This is a genomic window from Winogradskyella sp. UBA3174 (assembly GCF_002364335.1).
Taxonomy (GTDB): Bacteria; Bacteroidota; Bacteroidia; order Flavobacteriales; family Flavobacteriaceae; genus Winogradskyella.
Window position 1 is genome coordinate 59437 of sequence record NZ_DEXW01000048.1, and the last position, 19005, is coordinate 78441.

At 32.7% G+C, this 19005-nt stretch carries 19 protein-coding genes and 1 tRNA gene; 6 read left to right on the forward strand and 14 right to left on the reverse strand.

The window, feature by feature from the left end:
• Positions 1 to 26 precede the first annotated feature (26 nt).
• Together B2U95_RS09215 and B2U95_RS09220 are read right to left on the reverse strand one after the other, a co-directional pair.
• Positions 27 to 515 carry a DUF1761 domain-containing protein gene (locus tag B2U95_RS09215; RefSeq protein WP_296315371.1) on the reverse strand — a complete coding sequence of 163 codons (489 nt, stop codon included), beginning with the start codon at positions 513 to 515 and terminating at the stop codon, positions 27 to 29.
• A 91-nt stretch (positions 516 to 606) separates the two neighbouring features.
• Positions 607 to 2613 (reverse strand): glutamine--tRNA ligase/YqeY domain fusion protein, encoded by a 2007-nt coding sequence (locus B2U95_RS09220; RefSeq protein ID WP_296315373.1) that lies wholly within the window; start codon positions 2611 to 2613, stop codon positions 607 to 609.
• Between the two features lie 88 nt (positions 2614 to 2701).
• Between B2U95_RS09220 and B2U95_RS09225 the strand changes: the two genes are divergently transcribed.
• From B2U95_RS09225 to B2U95_RS09235, 3 genes are all read left to right on the forward strand, one after another.
• Positions 2702 to 2902, forward strand: coding sequence for a zinc ribbon domain-containing protein (locus tag B2U95_RS09225; protein ID WP_296315375.1), 201 nt, complete (start codon positions 2702 to 2704; stop codon positions 2900 to 2902).
• A 66-nt stretch (positions 2903 to 2968) separates the two neighbouring features.
• Positions 2969 to 3340 carry a dihydroneopterin aldolase gene (gene folB, locus B2U95_RS09230; protein ID WP_296315378.1) on the forward strand — a complete coding sequence of 124 codons (372 nt, stop codon included), beginning with the start codon at positions 2969 to 2971 and terminating at the stop codon, positions 3338 to 3340.
• Positions 3341 to 3417: 77 nt separating this feature from the next.
• Positions 3418 to 3488 (forward strand) — tRNA-Cys (locus tag B2U95_RS09235).
• Positions 3489 to 3537: 49 nt separating this feature from the next.
• Here the strand turns inward: B2U95_RS09235 and B2U95_RS09240 are convergent.
• The 7 genes from B2U95_RS09240 to B2U95_RS09270 all read right to left on the reverse strand — a co-directional run bounded on the left by B2U95_RS09240 (position 3538) and on the right by B2U95_RS09270 (position 10154).
• Positions 3538 to 4194, reverse strand: a complete 657-nt coding sequence (locus B2U95_RS09240; protein WP_296315381.1) for a hypothetical protein — start codon at positions 4192 to 4194, stop codon at positions 3538 to 3540.
• Between the two features lie 18 nt (positions 4195 to 4212).
• Complete coding sequence (locus tag B2U95_RS09245; RefSeq protein ID WP_296315383.1) at positions 4213 to 4896, reverse strand: LysE family translocator; 684 nt, start codon at positions 4894 to 4896, stop codon at positions 4213 to 4215.
• A gap of 43 nt (positions 4897 to 4939) precedes the next feature.
• Positions 4940 to 5611 (reverse strand): head GIN domain-containing protein, encoded by a 672-nt coding sequence (locus B2U95_RS09250; RefSeq protein ID WP_296315385.1) that lies wholly within the window; start codon positions 5609 to 5611, stop codon positions 4940 to 4942.
• Between the two features lie 10 nt (positions 5612 to 5621).
• Positions 5622 to 5858 carry a hypothetical protein gene (locus B2U95_RS09255; RefSeq protein ID WP_296315387.1) on the reverse strand — a complete coding sequence of 79 codons (237 nt, stop codon included), beginning with the start codon at positions 5856 to 5858 and terminating at the stop codon, positions 5622 to 5624.
• A gap of 2 nt (positions 5859 to 5860) precedes the next feature.
• Positions 5861 to 6160 carry a heavy metal-binding domain-containing protein gene (locus B2U95_RS09260; RefSeq protein WP_296315394.1) on the reverse strand — a complete coding sequence of 100 codons (300 nt, stop codon included), beginning with the start codon at positions 6158 to 6160 and terminating at the stop codon, positions 5861 to 5863.
• Between the two features lie 94 nt (positions 6161 to 6254).
• The gene (rnr, locus tag B2U95_RS09265) at positions 6255 to 8456 is read right to left on the reverse strand and encodes a ribonuclease R (protein WP_296315397.1); all 2202 of its coding nucleotides are present in this window, start codon (positions 8454 to 8456) and stop codon (positions 6255 to 6257) included.
• 237 nt (positions 8457 to 8693) lie between these two features.
• A complete protein-coding gene (locus B2U95_RS09270; RefSeq protein ID WP_296315400.1) occupies positions 8694 to 10154 on the reverse strand; it encodes a T9SS type A sorting domain-containing protein in 1461 nt (486 codons plus the stop codon).
• Positions 10155 to 10804: 650 nt separating this feature from the next.
• Between B2U95_RS09270 and rpiB the strand changes: the two genes are divergently transcribed.
• From rpiB to B2U95_RS09285, 3 genes are read left to right on the forward strand one after another with little or no spacing between them, the layout of a single operon-like run.
• Positions 10805 to 11239 (forward strand): ribose 5-phosphate isomerase B, encoded by a 435-nt coding sequence (gene rpiB, locus B2U95_RS09275; protein ID WP_296315403.1) that lies wholly within the window; start codon positions 10805 to 10807, stop codon positions 11237 to 11239.
• Entirely contained in the window at positions 11240 to 12157 is a 918-nt protein-coding gene (locus B2U95_RS09280) for a cation diffusion facilitator family transporter (protein WP_296315409.1), read from the forward strand.
• Positions 12158 to 12162: 5 nt separating this feature from the next.
• Positions 12163 to 12606, forward strand: a complete 444-nt coding sequence (locus B2U95_RS09285; protein ID WP_296315412.1) for a GNAT family N-acetyltransferase — start codon at positions 12163 to 12165, stop codon at positions 12604 to 12606.
• Here the strand turns inward: B2U95_RS09285 and B2U95_RS09290 are convergent.
• From B2U95_RS09290 to B2U95_RS09310, 5 genes are all read right to left on the reverse strand, one after another.
• Positions 12603 to 13442, reverse strand: coding sequence for an OmpA family protein (locus B2U95_RS09290; protein WP_296315415.1), 840 nt, complete (start codon positions 13440 to 13442; stop codon positions 12603 to 12605). The two genes, B2U95_RS09285 and B2U95_RS09290, sit on opposite strands and share 4 nt — an antisense overlap.
• 64 nt (positions 13443 to 13506) lie before the next feature.
• The gene (locus B2U95_RS09295) at positions 13507 to 15141 is read right to left on the reverse strand and encodes a S41 family peptidase (protein WP_296315418.1); all 1635 of its coding nucleotides are present in this window, start codon (positions 15139 to 15141) and stop codon (positions 13507 to 13509) included.
• On the reverse strand, positions 15138 to 15515 hold the full coding sequence (rnpA, locus tag B2U95_RS09300; RefSeq protein ID WP_296315421.1) for a ribonuclease P protein component: 378 nt from the start codon (positions 15513 to 15515) through the stop codon (positions 15138 to 15140). The genes B2U95_RS09295 and rnpA overlap by 4 nt, the downstream gene beginning before the upstream one ends.
• A 77-nt stretch (positions 15516 to 15592) precedes the next feature.
• Entirely contained in the window at positions 15593 to 17395 is a 1803-nt protein-coding gene (locus tag B2U95_RS09305; protein ID WP_296315423.1) for a M1 family metallopeptidase, read from the reverse strand.
• 2 nt (positions 17396 to 17397) lie between these two features.
• Positions 17398 to 19002, reverse strand: coding sequence for a S8 family peptidase (locus B2U95_RS09310; protein WP_296315426.1), 1605 nt, complete (start codon positions 19000 to 19002; stop codon positions 17398 to 17400).
• Positions 19003 to 19005: the final 3 nt, after the last annotated feature.

Here is a 19005-nt window from a genome sequence, read left to right on the forward strand (position 1 = left end):
TTTCGAGGCTTTTTATTAATCTTATATTAAATCCAACCACAGACTATGGCTCCCATAATAGTTAAAGCAAGCGTCCAATAGCCTACATTAATTAAAATATGTTTCCACGAGTGACGCTCAAACATACCATTAGTTCCAATTATTGGTAATACTAAAAATATACCAGCCATTAAACCGTGTAACGCACCATGCTTAAATGTTCTAAAGTTAGTGCTATAATCATCCATAAAAGCTTGATAAGACGGTAAAATGCCATCTACAGCCGGATCACCACCAATCATTCCCAACGCACCCATTTGGTGAATGGTTAAAACCTGAGTAAAGAAGGCCAATAAAAGTGAAAGTAAAAGAGAAACGCCAAAAATAACGGCCATGTTACCACTTTTCATCTTTTCTTCAGTCATGCCAGATTCTCGCATCCAAACATTGCCAAATAAGATAGGATTGTACCACAAAAAACCGAGAACTAAAGGTACAATTGCGGCAACAAAAATTGCTAAAAAATTAAATTCCATTGTAATTGATTTTATAGTTAGTTTAATTTAAATGTACAAAAAAACCTCTAAGTCAATACTTAAGAGGTTTTTCTTACGGTCCTATTTAGTTCTAAATTGTTGTAGCTTCAGCAACTAAGAGCTCGTTTTTATCTTCGAGTGCTTTATTAATAAATTCAGAGATAGCATCATTATGTTCTAGTCCATTTTTAAGTAATACTTTCAATGTAATTAAAGTTGCTATGCGTGTGCCTACTTTTTTTACTGCGGTGCCAAATAAAGGTTCTAATTCATCATAAGAAACATTCTTTGCTAGTTCTTGAATTTCTGCTTTAACCTTTGATTGTTTTTCTTCAGGTAGGTTGGTATATTTTTTACCAAATTGCTGAATCAGACTTATTGCAGGTCGCTCCTGTTGTGGCTTAGGCTTGTTTTGATTTTGATTATTTTTAGGTTTTGGCTTTTGCTTATCCCAACTATCTCTTAAACCAACGGTTTTGTTAAACACTAAAGTTTTAGATTTTGAATCTGTGTCTACATTAAAATAACCTAAACGTTGAAATTGAAACTGCTCGCCTATTTTTGCTTGGGCTAAACTTGGTTCTAAATAACCTGTTTTTACAGTTAACGAATTAGGGTTAATAAATTCCATAAAATCTTTATCCTTGTCACTATCTGGAGATTCGTGCATAAATAAACGATCGTATTCTCTAATTTCGGCAGTTATAGCGTGTTTTATAGAGACCCAATGTAATGTGCCTTTTACTTTTTTAGAGGTATCTTCATCGTAAGTACAATGCACTTCGATGACTTCACCTTTCTCGTTTTTTACAACACTATTAGCCTTTATAATGTAAGCGTTCTTAAGTCGGACTTCTCCACCTGGTTGTAATCTAAAAAACTTAGCGCTTGGCTCTTCTTTAAAGTCTGCTTTTTCAATATAAATTTCTCGTGAAAATGGCACTTTTCTAAAACCTGCTGATGCATCTTCTTGATTGTTCTCTGCTTCTAGCCATTCTTCTTTATCTTCAGGGTAGTTCGTAATAACAACCTTTATCGGATCTAAAACCGCCATAACACGGTTTGCTGTTTTATTTAAATCTTCGCGTATACAAAATTCAAGAAGTGATACATCTATGATGTTTTCACGTTTTGCAACACCAACTTTTTCTATAAATTTTCGAATTGAGTTTGGTGTATAGCCACGACGACGCAAACCAGAAATTGTTGGCATACGAGGATCATCCCAACCCGTTACTACTCCTCCTTCAACCAAGCGCAATAATTTACGCTTACTCATAATGGTATAGCTGAGGTTTAAACGTGCAAATTCACGTTGTTTTGGTGCTAAAGGTAATTGGTCCTTGCTGTAATCATAAACATGTTCTTTAAACCAATCGTAAAGTTTTCTGTGTGGTTTAAATTCTAGTGAGCAAAGCGAATGGGAAATCTGTTCTAAATAATCACTTTCGCCATGGGTCCAATCATACATTGGGTAAATGCACCAATCGTCACCTGTTCTGTGATGATGTGCATACATTATGCGATACATCATCGGATCTCGCATTAACATATTTGGATCTTCCATATCTATTTTAGCACGAAGTACGTGTGTGCCTGCAGGAAATTCTCCAGCCTTCATACGTTGGAATAAGTCTAAATTTTCTTCTATACTACGAATTCTATAAGGGCTATTTGTACCCACCTGTGTTGGTGTTCCTTTTTGTACTGCCATAGCTTCTGACGACTGACTATCTACATAAGCATTACTGTTTTTAATCATCTGTAAAGCCCAATCGTACAATTTTTGAAAATAATCTGATGAATACAATTCATTTTCCCACTGATAACCAAGCCAAGCAATATCGCGCTTTATAGCATCGACATATTCTTGTTCTTCTTTTGCAGGGTTAGTATCGTCGAATCTTAAATTAACCGGAGCATTATAAGTCTCTCCCAAACCAAAACTTATACCGATGGCTTTGGTGTGACCGATATGCAAATAGCCATTTGGTTCTGGTGGAAAACGAAAGCGAAGCTTATCTTTTGTTAAGCCATTTACTAGGTCTTCTTCTATAATATGCTCAATAAAATTGAGTGGTTTTTTTTCTTCTGACATCTCTAAAATATAAAGCGTAAAATTACATAAATTGTAACATTTATGCACTATTATACACCTATAGTGTGAACCACAAAAACAATCGAAGATGAAGTACAAATGTCCAAAATGCGATAACACGACTTATGAAATAGACCAAATACAAGCTACAGGTGGCACTTTTACTAAGCTCTTTAATATTCAAAATAAAAAATTCACCTCTGTATCTTGTAAAAAATGCACCTATACAGAATTCTTTAAGGCTAAAACGAGTGCTTTAGAGAATGTCTTTGATTTTTTCACAAATTAACTTCTCAATATAAATTTCTTAAGGAAATTTATTCGAAGTGACAATTTAGACTAGTATTTTTGTTTTATGGGAATAATAAAAGTTGAAAACATACGCGTATTTGCGAATCACGGCTGTTTAAAAGAAGAAACACTAATAGGTAGTGGCTATCGTGTTGATATAGAAGTGAAAGCAAACCTCAAACATTCAGCTAAATCAGATGAATTAAAAGATACAGTAGATTACGTTTTTTTAAATAACGTAGTTAACGCGGAAATGGCTAAACCATGTAAACTTCTTGAAACAGTTGCACAACGCATTATAGATCGTATTTTTAAAGAGGATAAAATGGTAACCAAAACAACCGTTTCTGTTAGCAAAATAAACCCTCCAATCGGTGGAGATGTAGAAATGGTAACTATAAAACTTACTGAAAAACGAAAAAGCATAAGTAAGTAGGCTAAAAACCTAATTATTTATATATTTGCCTTCTTGATTATTAAATAATCAAGAAGCCTTTTTTCAAAGGCATTTACGGTGTCTTGGCCGAGTGGCTAGGCAAAGGTCTGCAAAACCTTGTACAGCGGTTCGAATCCGCTAGACACCTCAAAAAAACCTTCAATTTCTTGAAGGTTTTTTTATTTTAAAATTCTTATCTATAAACCTTCAAGATATTTAACAAGCATAAGCACCGTAAAGGGAACCTTAAAATCTACTTTGTGCTCTTTCTTATAGATCTTTATCTCTTTCTTACGATTCTTATATACTTTTTTTAACTGATTTAAGGTTTTTACTTTTGTGAGTTGGCCATCTTTTTTTATCCAATATTCAATAGTTAAACTCACTTTGTAAATTTCCGGAAGTTCTAAATCGTAAAGATTGCCTTCGTTCTGGATAGACGACACAGATACGGTTGATGTCGTTTGTGAAGAACTACCGTAACCATTTCTTCCTTCTGTTGCTGTTGATAAATCACAAGTATATTCAACATAAAGCTCTATATCTGACTTTAATAAAAATTCGTAAAACGTATTATCCCTTCTAAAGAACTTTCTGTTTGCAACGTAAACGGTGTCTAATTTATTAACCACTGCGGTAGAAAGCGCCAATATTACGTCGTCCTTTTTAATAGCAAAATTTTTAGAAAGTGCATTGAAATTTAAAACACCCACTTGCTTTGTTCCGTCTTTCATAAGAATTGATCCTTGAGAAAACTCGGATAAAACATAATGTTCGGATTGACTAGATTTAGTTTGAGATTGACATAAAAAGCCTGTTAATATAGTAATGACAACGGCTAAATAATTTTTCATACTATAACTTTTTACAAATTAGTCTATTGGATTTACACGTTCAATCTGCTCTTTGCTTTTCTCATAAAGATCTGGGAAAAGGCCTTGACTAAGCAGAATAAAACCAAAACCTAAGATTATTAAAGATACAATTTTCTTAGTTTTAAAAAGACGTCGCGGTGTAAGTTTGTTTTTTAAACGTTTTGCAGCTGCTATCTTTATAAGGTCTGTTAAAAAGTATGAAATAATCATTGTTGAAATAAAAACAATTACACCGTTTTTTGTTGTGGTAATTGACGTTCCTATGACTATAAAACCTAACCATCCTAAAAGTACACCTATATTGATAAAATTGAGTAAAAACCCTTTAATAAAAAGCATTCCATAATTTTTTTTAGGAAGCTCTATTCTGTGGTGTTCTCTAACAATAGAACGAAATGATTTTGAAGTTTTAATAAAGCTAATAAGCCCATAAATAACGAGTAGAACACCACCAAAGACCAACAATTTAGGGTCGTCTTTTATTTTTTCTAAAAGCGTGTCTGTGCTTTTAAAGATGACTAAAATAAATACAATATCAGCTAAGATGACTCCTAAATCGAAAATAATAGCACTAGTAAAACCTTTAGTTACACTGGTTTCTATAAGTACAAAAAACACAGGACCAATAGTGAAGGCTAAAATAATTCCGAAGGGAATGGCTGTTAAAATATCATCGATCATGTAAATCTTGTGGTTTACACAAAAATAACAAACTCAATGGAATTTACATACGTTTTATTCTCCCGCCAAGAATTGTACTTTCATCTACTTTTTTAGGATTCCCATAAATAAACACATCTCCTCCTGCTTTAATTCTAATTTCTGCAAACTCCGTCGCGTGAATATAAGCTTCACCAGCAGCATTAATATTTACTTCAGATTGTTCTGTTATAAATTCTTTTCCATTAAACACTCCGCCTGTATAAATACTAATATCTTGGTTTTTTGAACTTCCTGAAACGTTTAAAACACCGCCTGTGACGGCTCTGAAATTTGCATAAGTAGATTTTATAGTCGCTGTGATTTCAGCCCCTTCTTGCACCTTTAAATCTATCTCGTACTGTTCTATTGTTTCTTCTACAGTAACCTGAGCACCTTCATTAGCATCAATAACATCAACAGCTGTATAATATAAAATTACTACGGTGTCGTTACCATCATAGCTTTCTTCTAAATTCATTCTTATTTTAAGCTTTCCGTTTTTATTTATAACCTCAACATCTCTTCTGTTTTTTCCAGAAATCGCCACTTTATTTTCGTTGGACTTAATCATTTTAAGATTAATTAAGTCGTAAACTTTAACTGTTGAGAACTCTCCTATTTTCTTCTCTATAGCTTCTTGTGCATTACCTAAAAACCCAATAGATAATGCTATAATAAATATGATTTTCTTCATTACTATATTTTTATTTAATAATTATTACTTTTTTACTGAATAACCATTTTAACTGTGTTTGATTTCCAGATTGTTTTTTTATAATTTGTTTTTGTGGTGAAAGTAATACACCTAAAAACACAGAGATACCACTAACATAAGTAGTATCTAAATCACTAAATATATAATGGATAATTGCCCACATTATTACATATACAACAAAAAAGATACCGAAATAATATAGTTTTGCTTTGGTCTCTGTTTTCATAATTAAACAGCAACTTTTACTGCTGTACCTGTAACAGACACTGTTATCGTTCCTGTAGAACCAACTTCTAAATCTAGATTAATACCAACAACAGCATTTGCACCTAATTTAGTTGCATTATCTTTTAATTGTTGAAACGCAGCTTCTTTTTCAGTATTAACCTGAACCTCTAATGAAGCATACCATTTTTTCATACTAAATGTCATAGTTGTTTTTTGGTAATTCATACTTACACCAGAAACTATACCTAAATAATCTATTATTTTATGTCCCTCTATTGAGTTTGTTGTCGTTAAAATCATGACTATTTTTTTATTATAAGTATCTTATTTTAATAAAATGTTACATGTTTTTGATGTTGAAATAAATTTAATGTAACAAACAATGCTCTACAACTTACTCTGCTTCTGGTTTTCCGACCATATAAAAATCTAAATGCTTTTTTACTAAATCTGCATTTTTCACTTTTACAATAACCTCTTCACCAAGCTGATAAGTTGTGTCTGTTTTTTTACCAACCATAGCATACTGATCTTGATCGAATTGATAATGATCATCCTTCATATCTCTAACACTTACCATACCTTCGCATTTGTTAGATACAATTTCTATATAAATTCCCCAATCTGTGACACCAGAGATCACTCCTAAAAATTCTTCTTCTTCATGATCTTGCATATAGCGAATCTGCATATACTTTATAGAATCGCGCTCAGCTTTTGTCGCTAAATATTCCATATTACTAGAGTGTTTACACTTCTCATCGTAAATAGCATCGTTAGCTGATTTTTCGCCATCTAAATACTGTTGTAATAAACGGTGCGCCATCACATCTGGATAACGACGAATAGGAGATGTAAAGTGACTATAATAATCAAAAGCCAAACCGTAATGACCAATATTATGAGTCGTATATTCTGCTTTAGACATGGTGCGAATTGTTAACGTGTCTACTAAATTCTGCTCCTTTTTACCAACAACATCTTTTAGTAATTTATTTAATGACGATGCAACATTACCTTTGTCATTAAGATTAAGCTTGTGACCAAAACGAGCAACAACAGTTTGTAATTGTGCTAATTTATCTTGTTTTGGCTCATCATGTACACGATAAACAAATGTTTTCTTAGGGTTTTGTTTCCCAACAAATTCAGAGACTTTTCTGTTGGCTAGCAACATAAATTCTTCAATCAGCTTATTCGCATCTTTACTTGTTTTAAAGTGAATACCAACAGGGTTTGCTTCTTTGTCTAACTTAAATTTTACTTCTACTTTATCAAAAGAAATAGCACCTTCTCGCATACGTTGCGATCGCATTTTCTTAGCAAGTTCGTCCATTTTTAGAATAGCATCTGCAATCGCTTGGTCTGTTTTATATGCTTTTCCTGTTAGAGAAACTTCTTCTGGAATTTCGTTTGTATTAGACTCTATAACAGCTTGTGCTTCTTCATAAGCAAAACGCGCATCAGAATAAGTTACAGTTCTACCAAACCATTCATTTTTAATTTCGCATTTGTCATTCATTTGAAACACTGCTGAAAAAGTATACTTCTCTTCGTGTGGACGTAAAGAACATGCTCCGTTAGATAAACGCTCTGGTAACATTGGCACGACGCGATCTACTAAATAAATAGAGGTTGCGCGCTCGTAAGCTTCATCATCTAAAACCGTTCCTGGTTGTACATAATGCGATACATCTGCAATATGAATTCCTATTTCGTATAAACCGTTGTCTAATGCTGTAAAAGACAAAGCATCATCAAAATCTTTTGCATCTTTAGGATCTATAGTAAAGGTTAGATCTTTACGCATGTCGCGTCGCTTTGCGATTTCTTCTTTAGTAATAGAAATATCTAAATTATTTGAAAACTTTTCGACCTCGTGAGGAAACTCTAATGGTAAGCCGTATTCAGCTAATATTGAATGAATCTCTGTACTGTGTTCTCCTGGTTTTCCTAGTACTTTAATTACGCTTCCGTTTGGAGAATCTGCCCTATCTGGCCAATCTTCTAGTGACACTAAAACTTTATCACCATCTTCTGCTTTGTTAATTTTATTGATGGGTACAAAAATATCTTTATACATTTTTGGACTATCTGGTACAACAAAAGCAAAGTTCTTTTTATCGTGAATTTGAATCGTACCAACATATTCTGTCTTGGCGCGCTTAATAATATTAGTTATTTCACCTTCTTGTTTCCCTCTGTGTCGTCTTTTATAGGCGTGAAATTCTACTTCGTCTCCATTTAAAGCTTTATTTATATTATTAGAGGCTATGAATATATCATCTTCAAAATCATCGCAAATGATGTAACCATTTCCTTTTGCTCCTAAATCTAATATACCTGTATGATATTCTGTAGTTACGATAACTTTAAATTTACCGCGATCTACTTCTTCTATATCACCTGCAACTTTTAGTTTTGCTAATGTTTTTATAATCTGATTGCGGCTACTCGAGTCGTTAACATTTAGTTTAGTAGCAATTTGTTTATAGTTAAAAGTTTGGTTTCTGTCTTTTTTTAAAATACTTAAGATTGTATTTGTAAGGTTAGAAATCTTATTATGTGAAGGTTTCCTGTGTTTCTTTTTTGTCATTTATTAATTGTAATCTATTTATTGTATTTGTTATTCTAGATAAACCTGTGGAATCTTATAGATTCTGAAAGAAGTTCAGAATAACAGTGTTGTTTAAAACTTAACTTTAGCGAAGAGAGGTGATTAAGTTTGGTACAAAGTTACGTTTAAATTTTTTAATGGTATTTCCTTAGGGTTAAATTAATGAAAAAGTCCTGTAAAATTTACAGGACTTTAGTTTTATAAATGGTGTATTGTTTATTCTATAATTAACTTTTTAGAACCTTTACCACTAGTAGTTTGCAGCTCTACTGTATAAATACCTGGTGCTAAATGTGCTGTATTTATTACTATTTCTTTAGTCGTTAAAACTTGTTGACCTAAAGTATTGTAAATAATTACATTTTCTAATTCTATACTATTTTCTAATTGAATTGTAAATTGAGTTTTTGCTGGGTTTGGGTAGAAATTAAATTTTAATTCTGTCTGTTCTTCTGTTGATAATGCAGCACTTAAATCATAAACACGTACATGGCCTGAAAACATTCCATTTCCGTTATTAGATGAAGCACCTATAACAACAATGCTACCGTCAGAGGATAAACTCACTGAAGTACCTGATTTATCATCTGAAGCTTCCCCATCTATATCCTGACCTATTTGTGTCCAAACACTAGATTCATTTCTATAAATCCTTACTTGACCTGAATCTATTCCATTTCCGTCATTAAATGGGGCTCCTATAGCAACGATACTCCCATTTGAAGATAAACTTAGAGCGTAACCTGACAAGTTGATAGCTGCTTCTCCTTCTATATCCTGACCTATTTGTGTCCAAACCCCTGATATATTCTCATATACCTTTACATGGCCTGAATCAGATCCGTTTCCATCATTTTGCTGTGCACCTATAGCAACGATACTCCCATCTGAGGATATACTTAATGAACGTCCAAAAAAATCGTTTACAGCATCACCATCAATATCTTGACCTGTCTGCGTCCAAACTCCTGATATATTTTCGTATATCCTTACATGACCTGAAGTTGACCCATTTACACCAGCATTAAAAATAGTTCCTATAGCTACAATACTTGCATCTGAGGATAAATCTAATGAGTAACCAAACCAATCAAATGAAGCTTCTCCATCTATATCCTGACCTAGCTGTGTCCAAACTCCTGACGTATTCTCATATATCCTTACATGACCTGAGTTTTCTCCATTTACACCATCATTTCTAATACCTCCAACAGCTACAGTATTACCATCTGAGGATAAACTTACTGACCAACCTGATCTATCATCAGCAGCTTCCCCATCTATATCCTGACCTATCTGTGTCCAAACCCCTAATATATTCTCATATATCCTTACATGACCCGAATTTACACCATTTACACCATCGTTAAAAATCCCACCTATAGCTACAATACTTCCATCTGAAGATATACTTACTGACCAACCAGACCAGTCTCCTGCAGCCTCTCCTTCTATATTCTGACCTACTTGTGTCCAAACTCCTGATATATTCTCATATACACTAACATAACCTGAACTACTACCAATTGAGCCAATAGCAATGTATTTACTACTTGAGGATAATCTTACCGACCAACCAAATTCATCACCTATAGATCCATCGATATCTTGACCTATTTGAACTTGGCTTAAAGCTAAAAATGGAATTAAAATTAATAAGTATATTAATTTTCTCATTATATTTTATTTGAAGATTTATACAGCAATAATATATTATAAGACAACTACTATCAAAATTTCAATGTTAAAATAAAATAAAACACACTTATTAACAGATATATACATATCATCAGTTTTCTTTTAAAATTTTAAAAATAAAATGATGCTTATTATAGTGTGTTAATAGTTACTATAACTTTTTAGACTTTTACTATGATAAATGACTTATCACATTTACTTAATACGTAGTTAACATTAGTTTTAAAGATAACTACTTCATATTAAGTACTATTTTAAAAGCTATTAACAACTGTTCATAACCGTTGTTAATATAAATGACTCATATGTTTTTACTAAAAAACTGTTCACTTCTATACTTGTTAGGTCTAACAACTCACTAAAAGAAAATAGCTAACTTATTAGGTTATCTCACCTGAGTTTTGGTTTGGAAAATTTAATGGATAAACCTAATTTTAGTTTTAAAGACTTGTAAACAGTTATTAACAAGTACTCATCATTTTTAGCTACACTTATGAACAGTAATTATAAAAGCTAACAAACTATTTAGTTTTCAAACTTAAAACTTATGAATAAGTATGCAGTTATAAGTTATGCTTACTTATAAGCAATTATTAACTTTGAAGCTTAATAAATAAAGACCATTCATTATGACAATATCGATAGGTAACGATCACGCAGGCCCAGATTATAAAACTGCAGTAGTAAAACATTTAGAAGCTAAAGGACACACAGTGACTAATTACGGAACAGATACTTTAGATAGTGTAGATTATCCAGATTTTGTGCATCCTGTAGCAAAAGATGTTAATGATGGTAATGTAGATTTTGGTATTTTAATTTGTGGTAGTGCTAATGGAGTAGCAATGACTGCTAATAAATACCAAAAAGTAAGAGCTGGAGTATGTTGGACTTCTGAAATTACTGAGTTAACACGTTTACATAATAATGCTAATATTATTTGTATTCCAGCACGTTTTACATCTATTCCACAAGCTCTAAAAATGGTAGATACATTTTTAGAGACTAAGTTTGAAGGAGGTCGTCACCAAAACCGCGTAGATAAAATTCCATTATCATGCTAAATGGATCACTCACACTCGCATAAGCACTCTGATCACCATCACGATTTTAACGGTCGTAGTCTTCTTATATCTATATTTTTAAACATTGTTATTACTGTTGCTCAAGTTATAGGAGGTATTTTATCTGGTAGTTTAGCTTTGTTAAGCGATGCGCTTCATAATTTTAGTGATGTTGTATCCTTAATTATAAGTTATATAGCTACTAAATTAGTAAAACGAAAAGCATCTTTAAAACGAACGTTTGGGTATAAACGTGCAGAAATTTTAGCCGCTTTTATAAATGCTTCTACTTTAATTATTGTTGCAGTACTTCTTATTTTTGAAGCTGTAGAACGTTTTCAAGACCCACAACAAATAGAATCTAATCTTGTTATTTGTTTATCTTTTATTGCTATTTTAGGGAATGGTTTTAGTGTTTTATTACTTAAGGCAAATGCAGCAGATAATATGAATATGAAGAGTGCTTATTTGCATTTACTCACAGATATGATGGCAAGTGTGGCTGTTTTAATAGGTGGCTTATTAATGAAGTTTTATGAAATATGGTGGATAGACAGTGTGTTAACTTTTGCTATAGCGCTATATTTAATTTGGATGGGCTATGATTTATTAAAAACATCTACAAAAGTATTAATGCTGTTTACACCAGATACAATACCTGTAGATGAAATAGTAAAAAAAATAAATGCATTTGAATCTATTAAAAACGTACACCATGTTCATGTTTGGCAATTGAATGAGGAAGAAATTCATTTTGAAGCTCATATTGACTTTGAAGAGGATATTTCATTATCTCAATTTGATGCTATTCTTAATAAAATCGAAGAATTTATATTTCATAATTATGATATCAACCATATAAATATTCAACCAGAATACAAAAAAAGTGATGCTAAGGATATCATTGTTCAAGATTAAAAGTTATGTTAAAAATTAAAGTAAAAACATTTAAAGAATTTACAACACAAGAGCTTTACGATACCTTACAATTAAGAAGTGAGGTGTTTGTTGTTGAGCAAGATTGTGTGTACCAAGATATTGATGGTAAAGATCAAAAAGCACTTCATGTTTTAGGGTATTCAGAAGAAAAATTAGTGGCTTACACACGTATTTTTAAACCAGGTGATTATTTTGAAAAAGCAAGTATTGGTAGAGTAGTAGTCGCACAAAACCAAAGACAACATAAATATGGTTTTAATATAATGAAAGCCTCTATTGAGGGTATTAAAGAACATTATAACGAAGCAAAAATTAAAATTTCTGCACAGGTATATTTAAAACGATTTTATAATAATCTTGAATTTTTTGAAGTAGGTGAGGAGTACCTTGAAGATGACATTCCTCATATAGCAATGGTTAAATCTTAATCATAAGATTTAACTATTTTAGTCACTAAAATCTCCACACGTCTATCAAGTTCTGGAGCATCTCCAAGCGGAAATTTTCGCTTGTGTCCTACAAATTTCATACGATAACGACTTACCCCATTTTTTGCTAAATAGTCATAAACATATTTAGCTCTGGCTACAGATAAGTTTCTCTTTTTAGTTCTACGATCCATAGCATCTCTTGTACCATGAGTGCAACAGACATGACCCTCAATAGTGAAGTAAATATCTTTACGGTCTGCTAAAATTTTTGCAATAGTATCTAAAACAAGTTTAGAGTCTTTAGTGAGATAGCTATATCCTGTTCTAAATAAAATATTCTCTAACTGAATTTTATCTCCTTCTTTTAACTCTCCTTTTAATAAATCTTCGGTTGTAGGATTCTTAGGCTTTACTTCTTTAGGTCTAGGCGGATCGTAGGGTTGTACAATAATTTCAACTTTTCGGTTTAAACCTCGTATTTTACTTAAATCATCTTCACGAATAATATTTACTAATATTTCTCCTTTTCCGTCTACATTAGTGATTAACGATTGATCAAATTCATTATTAGAGAAAACAGATTTTATTTCATCTGCGCGTTGTTGAGAAAGTATGAGGTTATAAGAGTCACTTCCTCTATCATCACAAAAGCCATAAATAGAGATTTTTCGAATATCTAAACGTTCAATTTGAGATAAAAACAAGAGAAGACGACTATGTTCTGTTTCAGGAATATCATACTCATCAGTATCAAAATAGACTTCGTGTTTCACGGCCTGCTGAGCAAAAGCAAGCTGAAAACTAAAGCATAAAAGAACGAATAAGGACTTCATAATTATTATAATTTAGTGGGCGTTTTGTAAATTATATACTGCTAAATATAGATGTTTTTAAGTTTTATTTCAAAATACTTGCATATTGAGACGGATTATTAAGTATTGAAAGCGCATTTTTAATTTCAGTATTATTAGCTGTAAAGTAGGTATATAAACCTTCACTATAGAAATAACGCTTAATTATTTCGTTAGTTAATAATAGTTTTAGTTGCGCTTTATTTTCGTCAATAGCATTAGTCTTGTAGGTTTGTAGGGCACCTATAAGTTTTATGTATTCAGAATTAATTTTAGTATTTAGTTCCTCTTCTTTGGCAACTTCTATAGCTGTGTTAAATGCTCGCTCTGTTTTCGTTTCAAAATTAAAGCCAGAGGTTTTTAAATAATTTTTAAAATTTTTAAAATCAGATTCCGAAAGCTTAAAGGTTTTTAAATCATTTAAAGTATTGTTGTAATAGTATTTGGTTGCGTAATTAAATACTAAATTTTCATTAAGAATAGCTTTAGTAATTGGTGTTTGCTTAGATAAATTAACTTCTACATCTGGTTGTACTCCACCACCATCAAATACATTACGTCCATTTCTTGTTTTAAAAGCGTTGTAATTTTCTTTTTTAGTACGGGTTGCTTTTCCGTTTTCATCTCTATTCCAATAATCTAATGCTTGGATACAACGACCAGAAGGTGTGTAATATCTAGAAATCGTAATTTTCATTTGTGTTCCATACGTTAATGGCTTAGGGCGTTGTACTAAACCTTTTCCAAAACTACGAGCACCTACCACAACGGCTCTATCCATGTCTTGCAAAGCCCCTGAAACAATTTCACTAGCAGAAGCACTGCTTCCGTCAATTAAAACCACTAAAGGAATTTCAGTATCTATAGCTTCTCGTTGCGTGTAATAGGTTTTATTATATTTTTTTACTTTAGATTTTGTAGTTACTACAAGTTGATCTTTAGGAACAAAAAGATTAGTAACGTTTATCGCTTCGCTTAATAAACCACCCGGATTTCCTCTTAAATCTAAAATAAGTTGTGTTGCTCCTTGGTTTTTCAACGCTCTAATTGCACTTAATGTTTCTGCGGATGCTTTTTTATTAAATTTTCTAAGAACAACATAACCTGTTTTCTCATCTACCATAGAGTAATGAGGAACCGCTTTAATTTCTAAGGATTCTCTTATAATTTTAATGGTGTTGGTTTTGTTTTGTCTTTTATAAGTTACCATTACTTCAGTACCCGCAGCACCTTGTAATAAATTTGCCGCATCATCTTTAAAATCTGCGACCATTATATTATCTACTTTAATAATTTCGTCACCAGCCTTTAATCCCGCTTTGTCAGCTGCATAATTTTTATAAGGTTCTACTATGACTAACTTATCTTTTAGGGTTAGCACTTTTGCTCCGATACCTGTATAATCACCTGCATTATTAATACGAGATGCTTCAACGTCTTGTTCATTATAAAATTGTGTGTAAGGATCTAAATCCTCTAACATGCTTTTAATAGCTGTATCCATTAGATCGCCAGGATTAGTCTCGTCAACATAATTCATGTTAATTTCTTTAAATAATGTCGTAAAGATTTCTATCTGCTTTGCTATTTCAAAGAAATCATTTTTAAAAGCGGTAGTACTAAAAAATATAATTAAAGCTAAAAACGGAAAGACTATTTTTTTATTTAAAAGTTTTTTCATGTTGTAGAAGTTTTGGCAATAAATTTCTCGAATAACGATTTCATATCCTTATTTAATTTATCAAAAGTTGCGCCATCTTTACTAAGGTACAAAATCATAAACGTATAAGATGTTGAACTATTGTTAAAATAAAGGGTTTTGTTTAACCTATATGCCTCTCTAAGCAATCTTTTTATTCGATTTCTCGATACAGCAGTCTTATGGAGACGTTTACTAACAGAAACGCCCGTTTTTAGAGTGCTGTTATTTTCAAAATTAGTTTTAAGATAAATAAGCTTTAAAGGAAACACCGTTACCGCTTTCCCCTCAGTAAATAGTTGCTCTATGAGCTTTTTACTTTTTAGTTTATCTTTTTTTGAATAGTTGAAATTCATTATTAATTCAGTATCTGTACAAAAATAGAAAACCGTATCAACTAGATACGGTTTTGCTAGACATATCTTAAAGGTGTTTATTCCTTAGTAAATGTATTATTATCTCGGTTTATGTCTGCCATCATTTGAGAGGTATCTATTACAACAGATTTAACAGCTTTAGTTGTATCAAAACTGTAGGTTGGCATTGCCCAAGCCCAATCTGAAACTTGTGTTGCAGTCGTTGGTTTTTCTCCACGCATCATTTGTAGTGGAATATAAAACTGTTCTGTTGATCCGTCTACATAGGTAACAGAAAGGTCTATTGGCATTGGCATTAAACCAATACGCTCTAATGTTATTGTAGCACCTTCAACAGATTTTATACCGTAGTCAATGGTATTAGTAGTTTGTCCAAAATCTATTAAATACCAATCTAATTCAAAGTCAGTAATACGTTCTGCTGTTCGCACAATATCTAAAGGTTTAGGGTGTTTAAACGAAAAATCTACAAAGTATTTCTTAATAGTTTTATTTAAGTTGTCTTCACCAATCAAGTAACCTAGTTGTGCCAAAAACACAGCCCCTTTACTATAAGCAGCAGCACCATAAGCTTGATTAAACGTATAGCGATCAGCATGCGTTGTTAAAGGTTGTTCTACGCCAGAGTTTGCTAAGGCTAAATAACCCCTGTAAGAACCGGCCAAAGGGTTATCTCTTTTTTCTTCACGAAGCTCATTCATTGCTAAAGCAGAAATATAACTTGTAAACCCTTCGTCCATCCACTCGTGTTTAGCTTCGTTCGTCGCTAATAAAAATTGAAACCAAGTATGTGCCATTTCGTGTGCCGTTACACCCAATAAGCTGCCATAACTTCGCTGTCCTGTTATAAGTGTACACATCGCATATTCCATACCTCCATCGCCTCCTTGGATAATTGAGTATTGTTCGTATGGATATTTACCAACATTTTTGCTAAAGAACTCCATGAGTTTTGCTGTATCTGGTTGTAGTTTTTTCCAGCTATCAATATATTTTTGCTCTAAATCTTTTTTATAATAGAAGTTAAGCATAGGACCGTTTGGCACCTGAAATGTATCGTGAATAAAATCTGGATCTGCAGCCCAAGTAAAATCGTGAACTTTAGGTGCTTTATAATGAAGTGTCTTTTTTCCTTTTTCGGCTTTTTCTTCACCTTGAAGATAACCAGTACCACCAACAACATAATCTTTATCAATAGTCAGTTTTACATCAAAATCACCCCAAACGCCGTGAAACTCTCTTCCGATATAAGGATCTGCGTGCCAGCCTTCAAAATCATATTCAGCCATTTTAGGATACCATTGCGTCATAGATAATGAAACACCTTCTTTGTTATCTCTACCAGAACGTCTAATTTGTTTTGGTACCTGACCATCAAAAAGCATATCAAACGTTACTTTTTCACCTGGCTGAATCGGTTTGTCTAATTTCACCTCTAAAACAGTTCCAACAACTTCATAAGAAATAGCGGTCCCATTTTGCATAAGAGAATTTATTTTTATGTAACCAATTTCGTTAGGTTGAAGTTGACTAATGCGCTCTCCGACTCTTGGGTCTGGATCTCGAATTGTACGAGCGCGCACATCCATTTCACTACCAGGTTGAAATGCATTGAAATATAAGTGGTAATAGACCCTATTTAATACATCTGGAGAGTTATTAGTGTAGACTAATTTTTGTTCCCCTTTATATTGAAATGAATTTACATCCATGTCAATTTCCATAACATAGTCTACGTGTTGTTGCCAGTAACCCTCAGGTTTTACTTCTGGTTTTTTATTGTCTTGGGTTATTTTTTCTGTTGCGCCACAAGAAAATATAAAAGCGACTAGCGCTAGATTTAACAGTAATTTCTTCATTTTTATTTAATTTTTGAAGCCATAATTAAAGCGTTATAAGCGTTGGCTATTTTGCCAGACTTAGATAATTCTGAAAAAGGTGTTACGTTTGAGGCGTCACCACCAACTACTACTTTTGTACTTAATGGTAAACCAGAATCTAAAATCACTTGTTTTACCTGTGCAGCTGTTAAATTTGGATATTGTGAACGCACCAAAGCAGCGATACCTGCAACACCAGGTGAAGCCATAGATGTACCACTATTTGGTTTGTATTCATTTTCTGGAATAGTAGAATAAATATCAGATCCAGGTGCAAAAACATCAACATTCTTTTTTCCGTAATTTGAAAAACTAGATACTATTTTAGAACCATATTTTGAAGTTAAAGAACCAACTCTTATATATGTGTTTGATACTTCTGTAAAATTTACGTTATCATCCGGAAAGTTAGGTTTTACATCTACATTTTCACTAGAATTACCAGCTGCATGTACAAAAACCACATCATTATCTGATGCGTACTTTATAGCATCTCTCACCCATTCAGCATGTGGTGAAAACGACTTACCAAAACTTCCGTTAATAACCTTTGCGCCGTTATCTACAGCATAACGTATTGCTAAAGCCACATCTTTATCGTATTCATCTCCATTTGGTACTGCTCTAATAGCCATAATTTCTACGTTATTAGCAACACCGTTTGCTCCTTTACCATTATTACGTTCTGCTGCAATAATACCAGCAACATGCGTACCATGAGATTCTGATTTTTTTACAGGCTTAACGTTTCCATTTCCATAACCAGTGTCTGACAAATCGTTAATATCATCACCCGTTTTACGGCCATTAAAGTTTTTGTTTAAGTTGAAATTTAAGCGTTCATTAATTCCATCTAATAACCCACTAATCTCTTCTTTAGCATCAGCCATAGAAACGCCGTTTGCATTAACATTCTTTGCCATTTGAACAGCTTGTAACACGCTTTGATCTTCTGTTTTAATAGCATTTATATCATCAATAGTGTAATTTTTTTTACCTAAGTGTTTGGTTAAAACTTCATTTGCACTTTTTACCGCTTGTGCGATTTGGTCGTATTGCGTTTTACGACCCGTCCATAATTGGTAATCTTCATCGTGTTTTGCTTTGGCTTCTGCAAAACGCGGATTAGAAGTATCGTTAGCAGATAACATGCGCACATATTCTAATTGCTCATCATAGCCATCTCCTAGAAAATTCCATCCGTGGATATCATCTATATAACCATTTTTGTCATCGTCCTTTCCGTTGTTCGGAATCTCACCTTTATTCGTCCAGAGAACACCATCTAAATCTTCGTGATCTATATCTATACCTGAATCTATGACAGCAACGATCGTCTTTTTTCCTTTTTTCCCTTTAATAAGTTCTGCATACGCTCTATCTACAGCCATACCAGGAATCGTATCATTTGCAAGATCTAAATGTCCCCAATTTTTCTTTTCATCTTCGGTTAAATCGGTAACCTTTAGAGGAGATGTATCGATGTTCTCAATCGGAGTTGAGAGTATGTCTCCTGTAGCTCCACAACCAATAAATAAGGTTGCTGAAAGTCCTAAATAACCAATTAATCTGTAATTCAATTTCATATA

Coding starts and splice junctions, on each gene's coding strand:
- rnpA (WP_296315421.1), bottom strand. CDS start 15,515: ATGAATTTCAACTATTCAAAAAAAGATAAACTAAAAAGTAAAAAGCTC.
- B2U95_RS09260 (WP_296315394.1), bottom strand. CDS start 6,160: ATGATTTTAACGACAACAAACTCAATAGAGGGACATAAAATAATAGAT.
- B2U95_RS09290 (WP_296315415.1), bottom strand. CDS start 13,442: ATGAAGTCCTTATTCGTTCTTTTATGCTTTAGTTTTCAGCTTGCTTTT.
- rnr (WP_296315397.1), bottom strand. CDS start 8,456: ATGACAAAAAAGAAACACAGGAAACCTTCACATAATAAGATTTCTAAC.
- folB (WP_296315378.1), top strand. CDS start 2,969: ATGGGAATAATAAAAGTTGAAAACATACGCGTATTTGCGAATCACGGC.
- B2U95_RS09305 (WP_296315423.1), bottom strand. CDS start 17,395: ATGAAGAAATTACTGTTAAATCTAGCGCTAGTCGCTTTTATATTTTCT.
- B2U95_RS09245 (WP_296315383.1), bottom strand. CDS start 4,896: ATGATCGATGATATTTTAACAGCCATTCCCTTCGGAATTATTTTAGCC.
- B2U95_RS09240 (WP_296315381.1), bottom strand. CDS start 4,194: ATGAAAAATTATTTAGCCGTTGTCATTACTATATTAACAGGCTTTTTA.
- B2U95_RS09215 (WP_296315371.1), bottom strand. CDS start 515: ATGGAATTTAATTTTTTAGCAATTTTTGTTGCCGCAATTGTACCTTTA.
- B2U95_RS09250 (WP_296315385.1), bottom strand. CDS start 5,611: ATGAAGAAAATCATATTTATTATAGCATTATCTATTGGGTTTTTAGGT.
- B2U95_RS09270 (WP_296315400.1), bottom strand. CDS start 10,154: ATGAGAAAATTAATATACTTATTAATTTTAATTCCATTTTTAGCTTTA.
- B2U95_RS09255 (WP_296315387.1), bottom strand. CDS start 5,858: ATGAAAACAGAGACCAAAGCAAAACTATATTATTTCGGTATCTTTTTT.
- B2U95_RS09280 (WP_296315409.1), top strand. CDS start 11,240: ATGGATCACTCACACTCGCATAAGCACTCTGATCACCATCACGATTTT.
- B2U95_RS09295 (WP_296315418.1), bottom strand. CDS start 15,141: ATGAAAAAACTTTTAAATAAAAAAATAGTCTTTCCGTTTTTAGCTTTA.
- B2U95_RS09225 (WP_296315375.1), top strand. CDS start 2,702: ATGAAGTACAAATGTCCAAAATGCGATAACACGACTTATGAAATAGAC.
- B2U95_RS09310 (WP_296315426.1), bottom strand. CDS start 19,002: ATGAAATTGAATTACAGATTAATTGGTTATTTAGGACTTTCAGCAACC.
- rpiB (WP_296315403.1), top strand. CDS start 10,805: ATGACAATATCGATAGGTAACGATCACGCAGGCCCAGATTATAAAACT.
- B2U95_RS09285 (WP_296315412.1), top strand. CDS start 12,163: ATGTTAAAAATTAAAGTAAAAACATTTAAAGAATTTACAACACAAGAG.
- B2U95_RS09220 (WP_296315373.1), bottom strand. CDS start 2,613: ATGTCAGAAGAAAAAAAACCACTCAATTTTATTGAGCATATTATAGAA.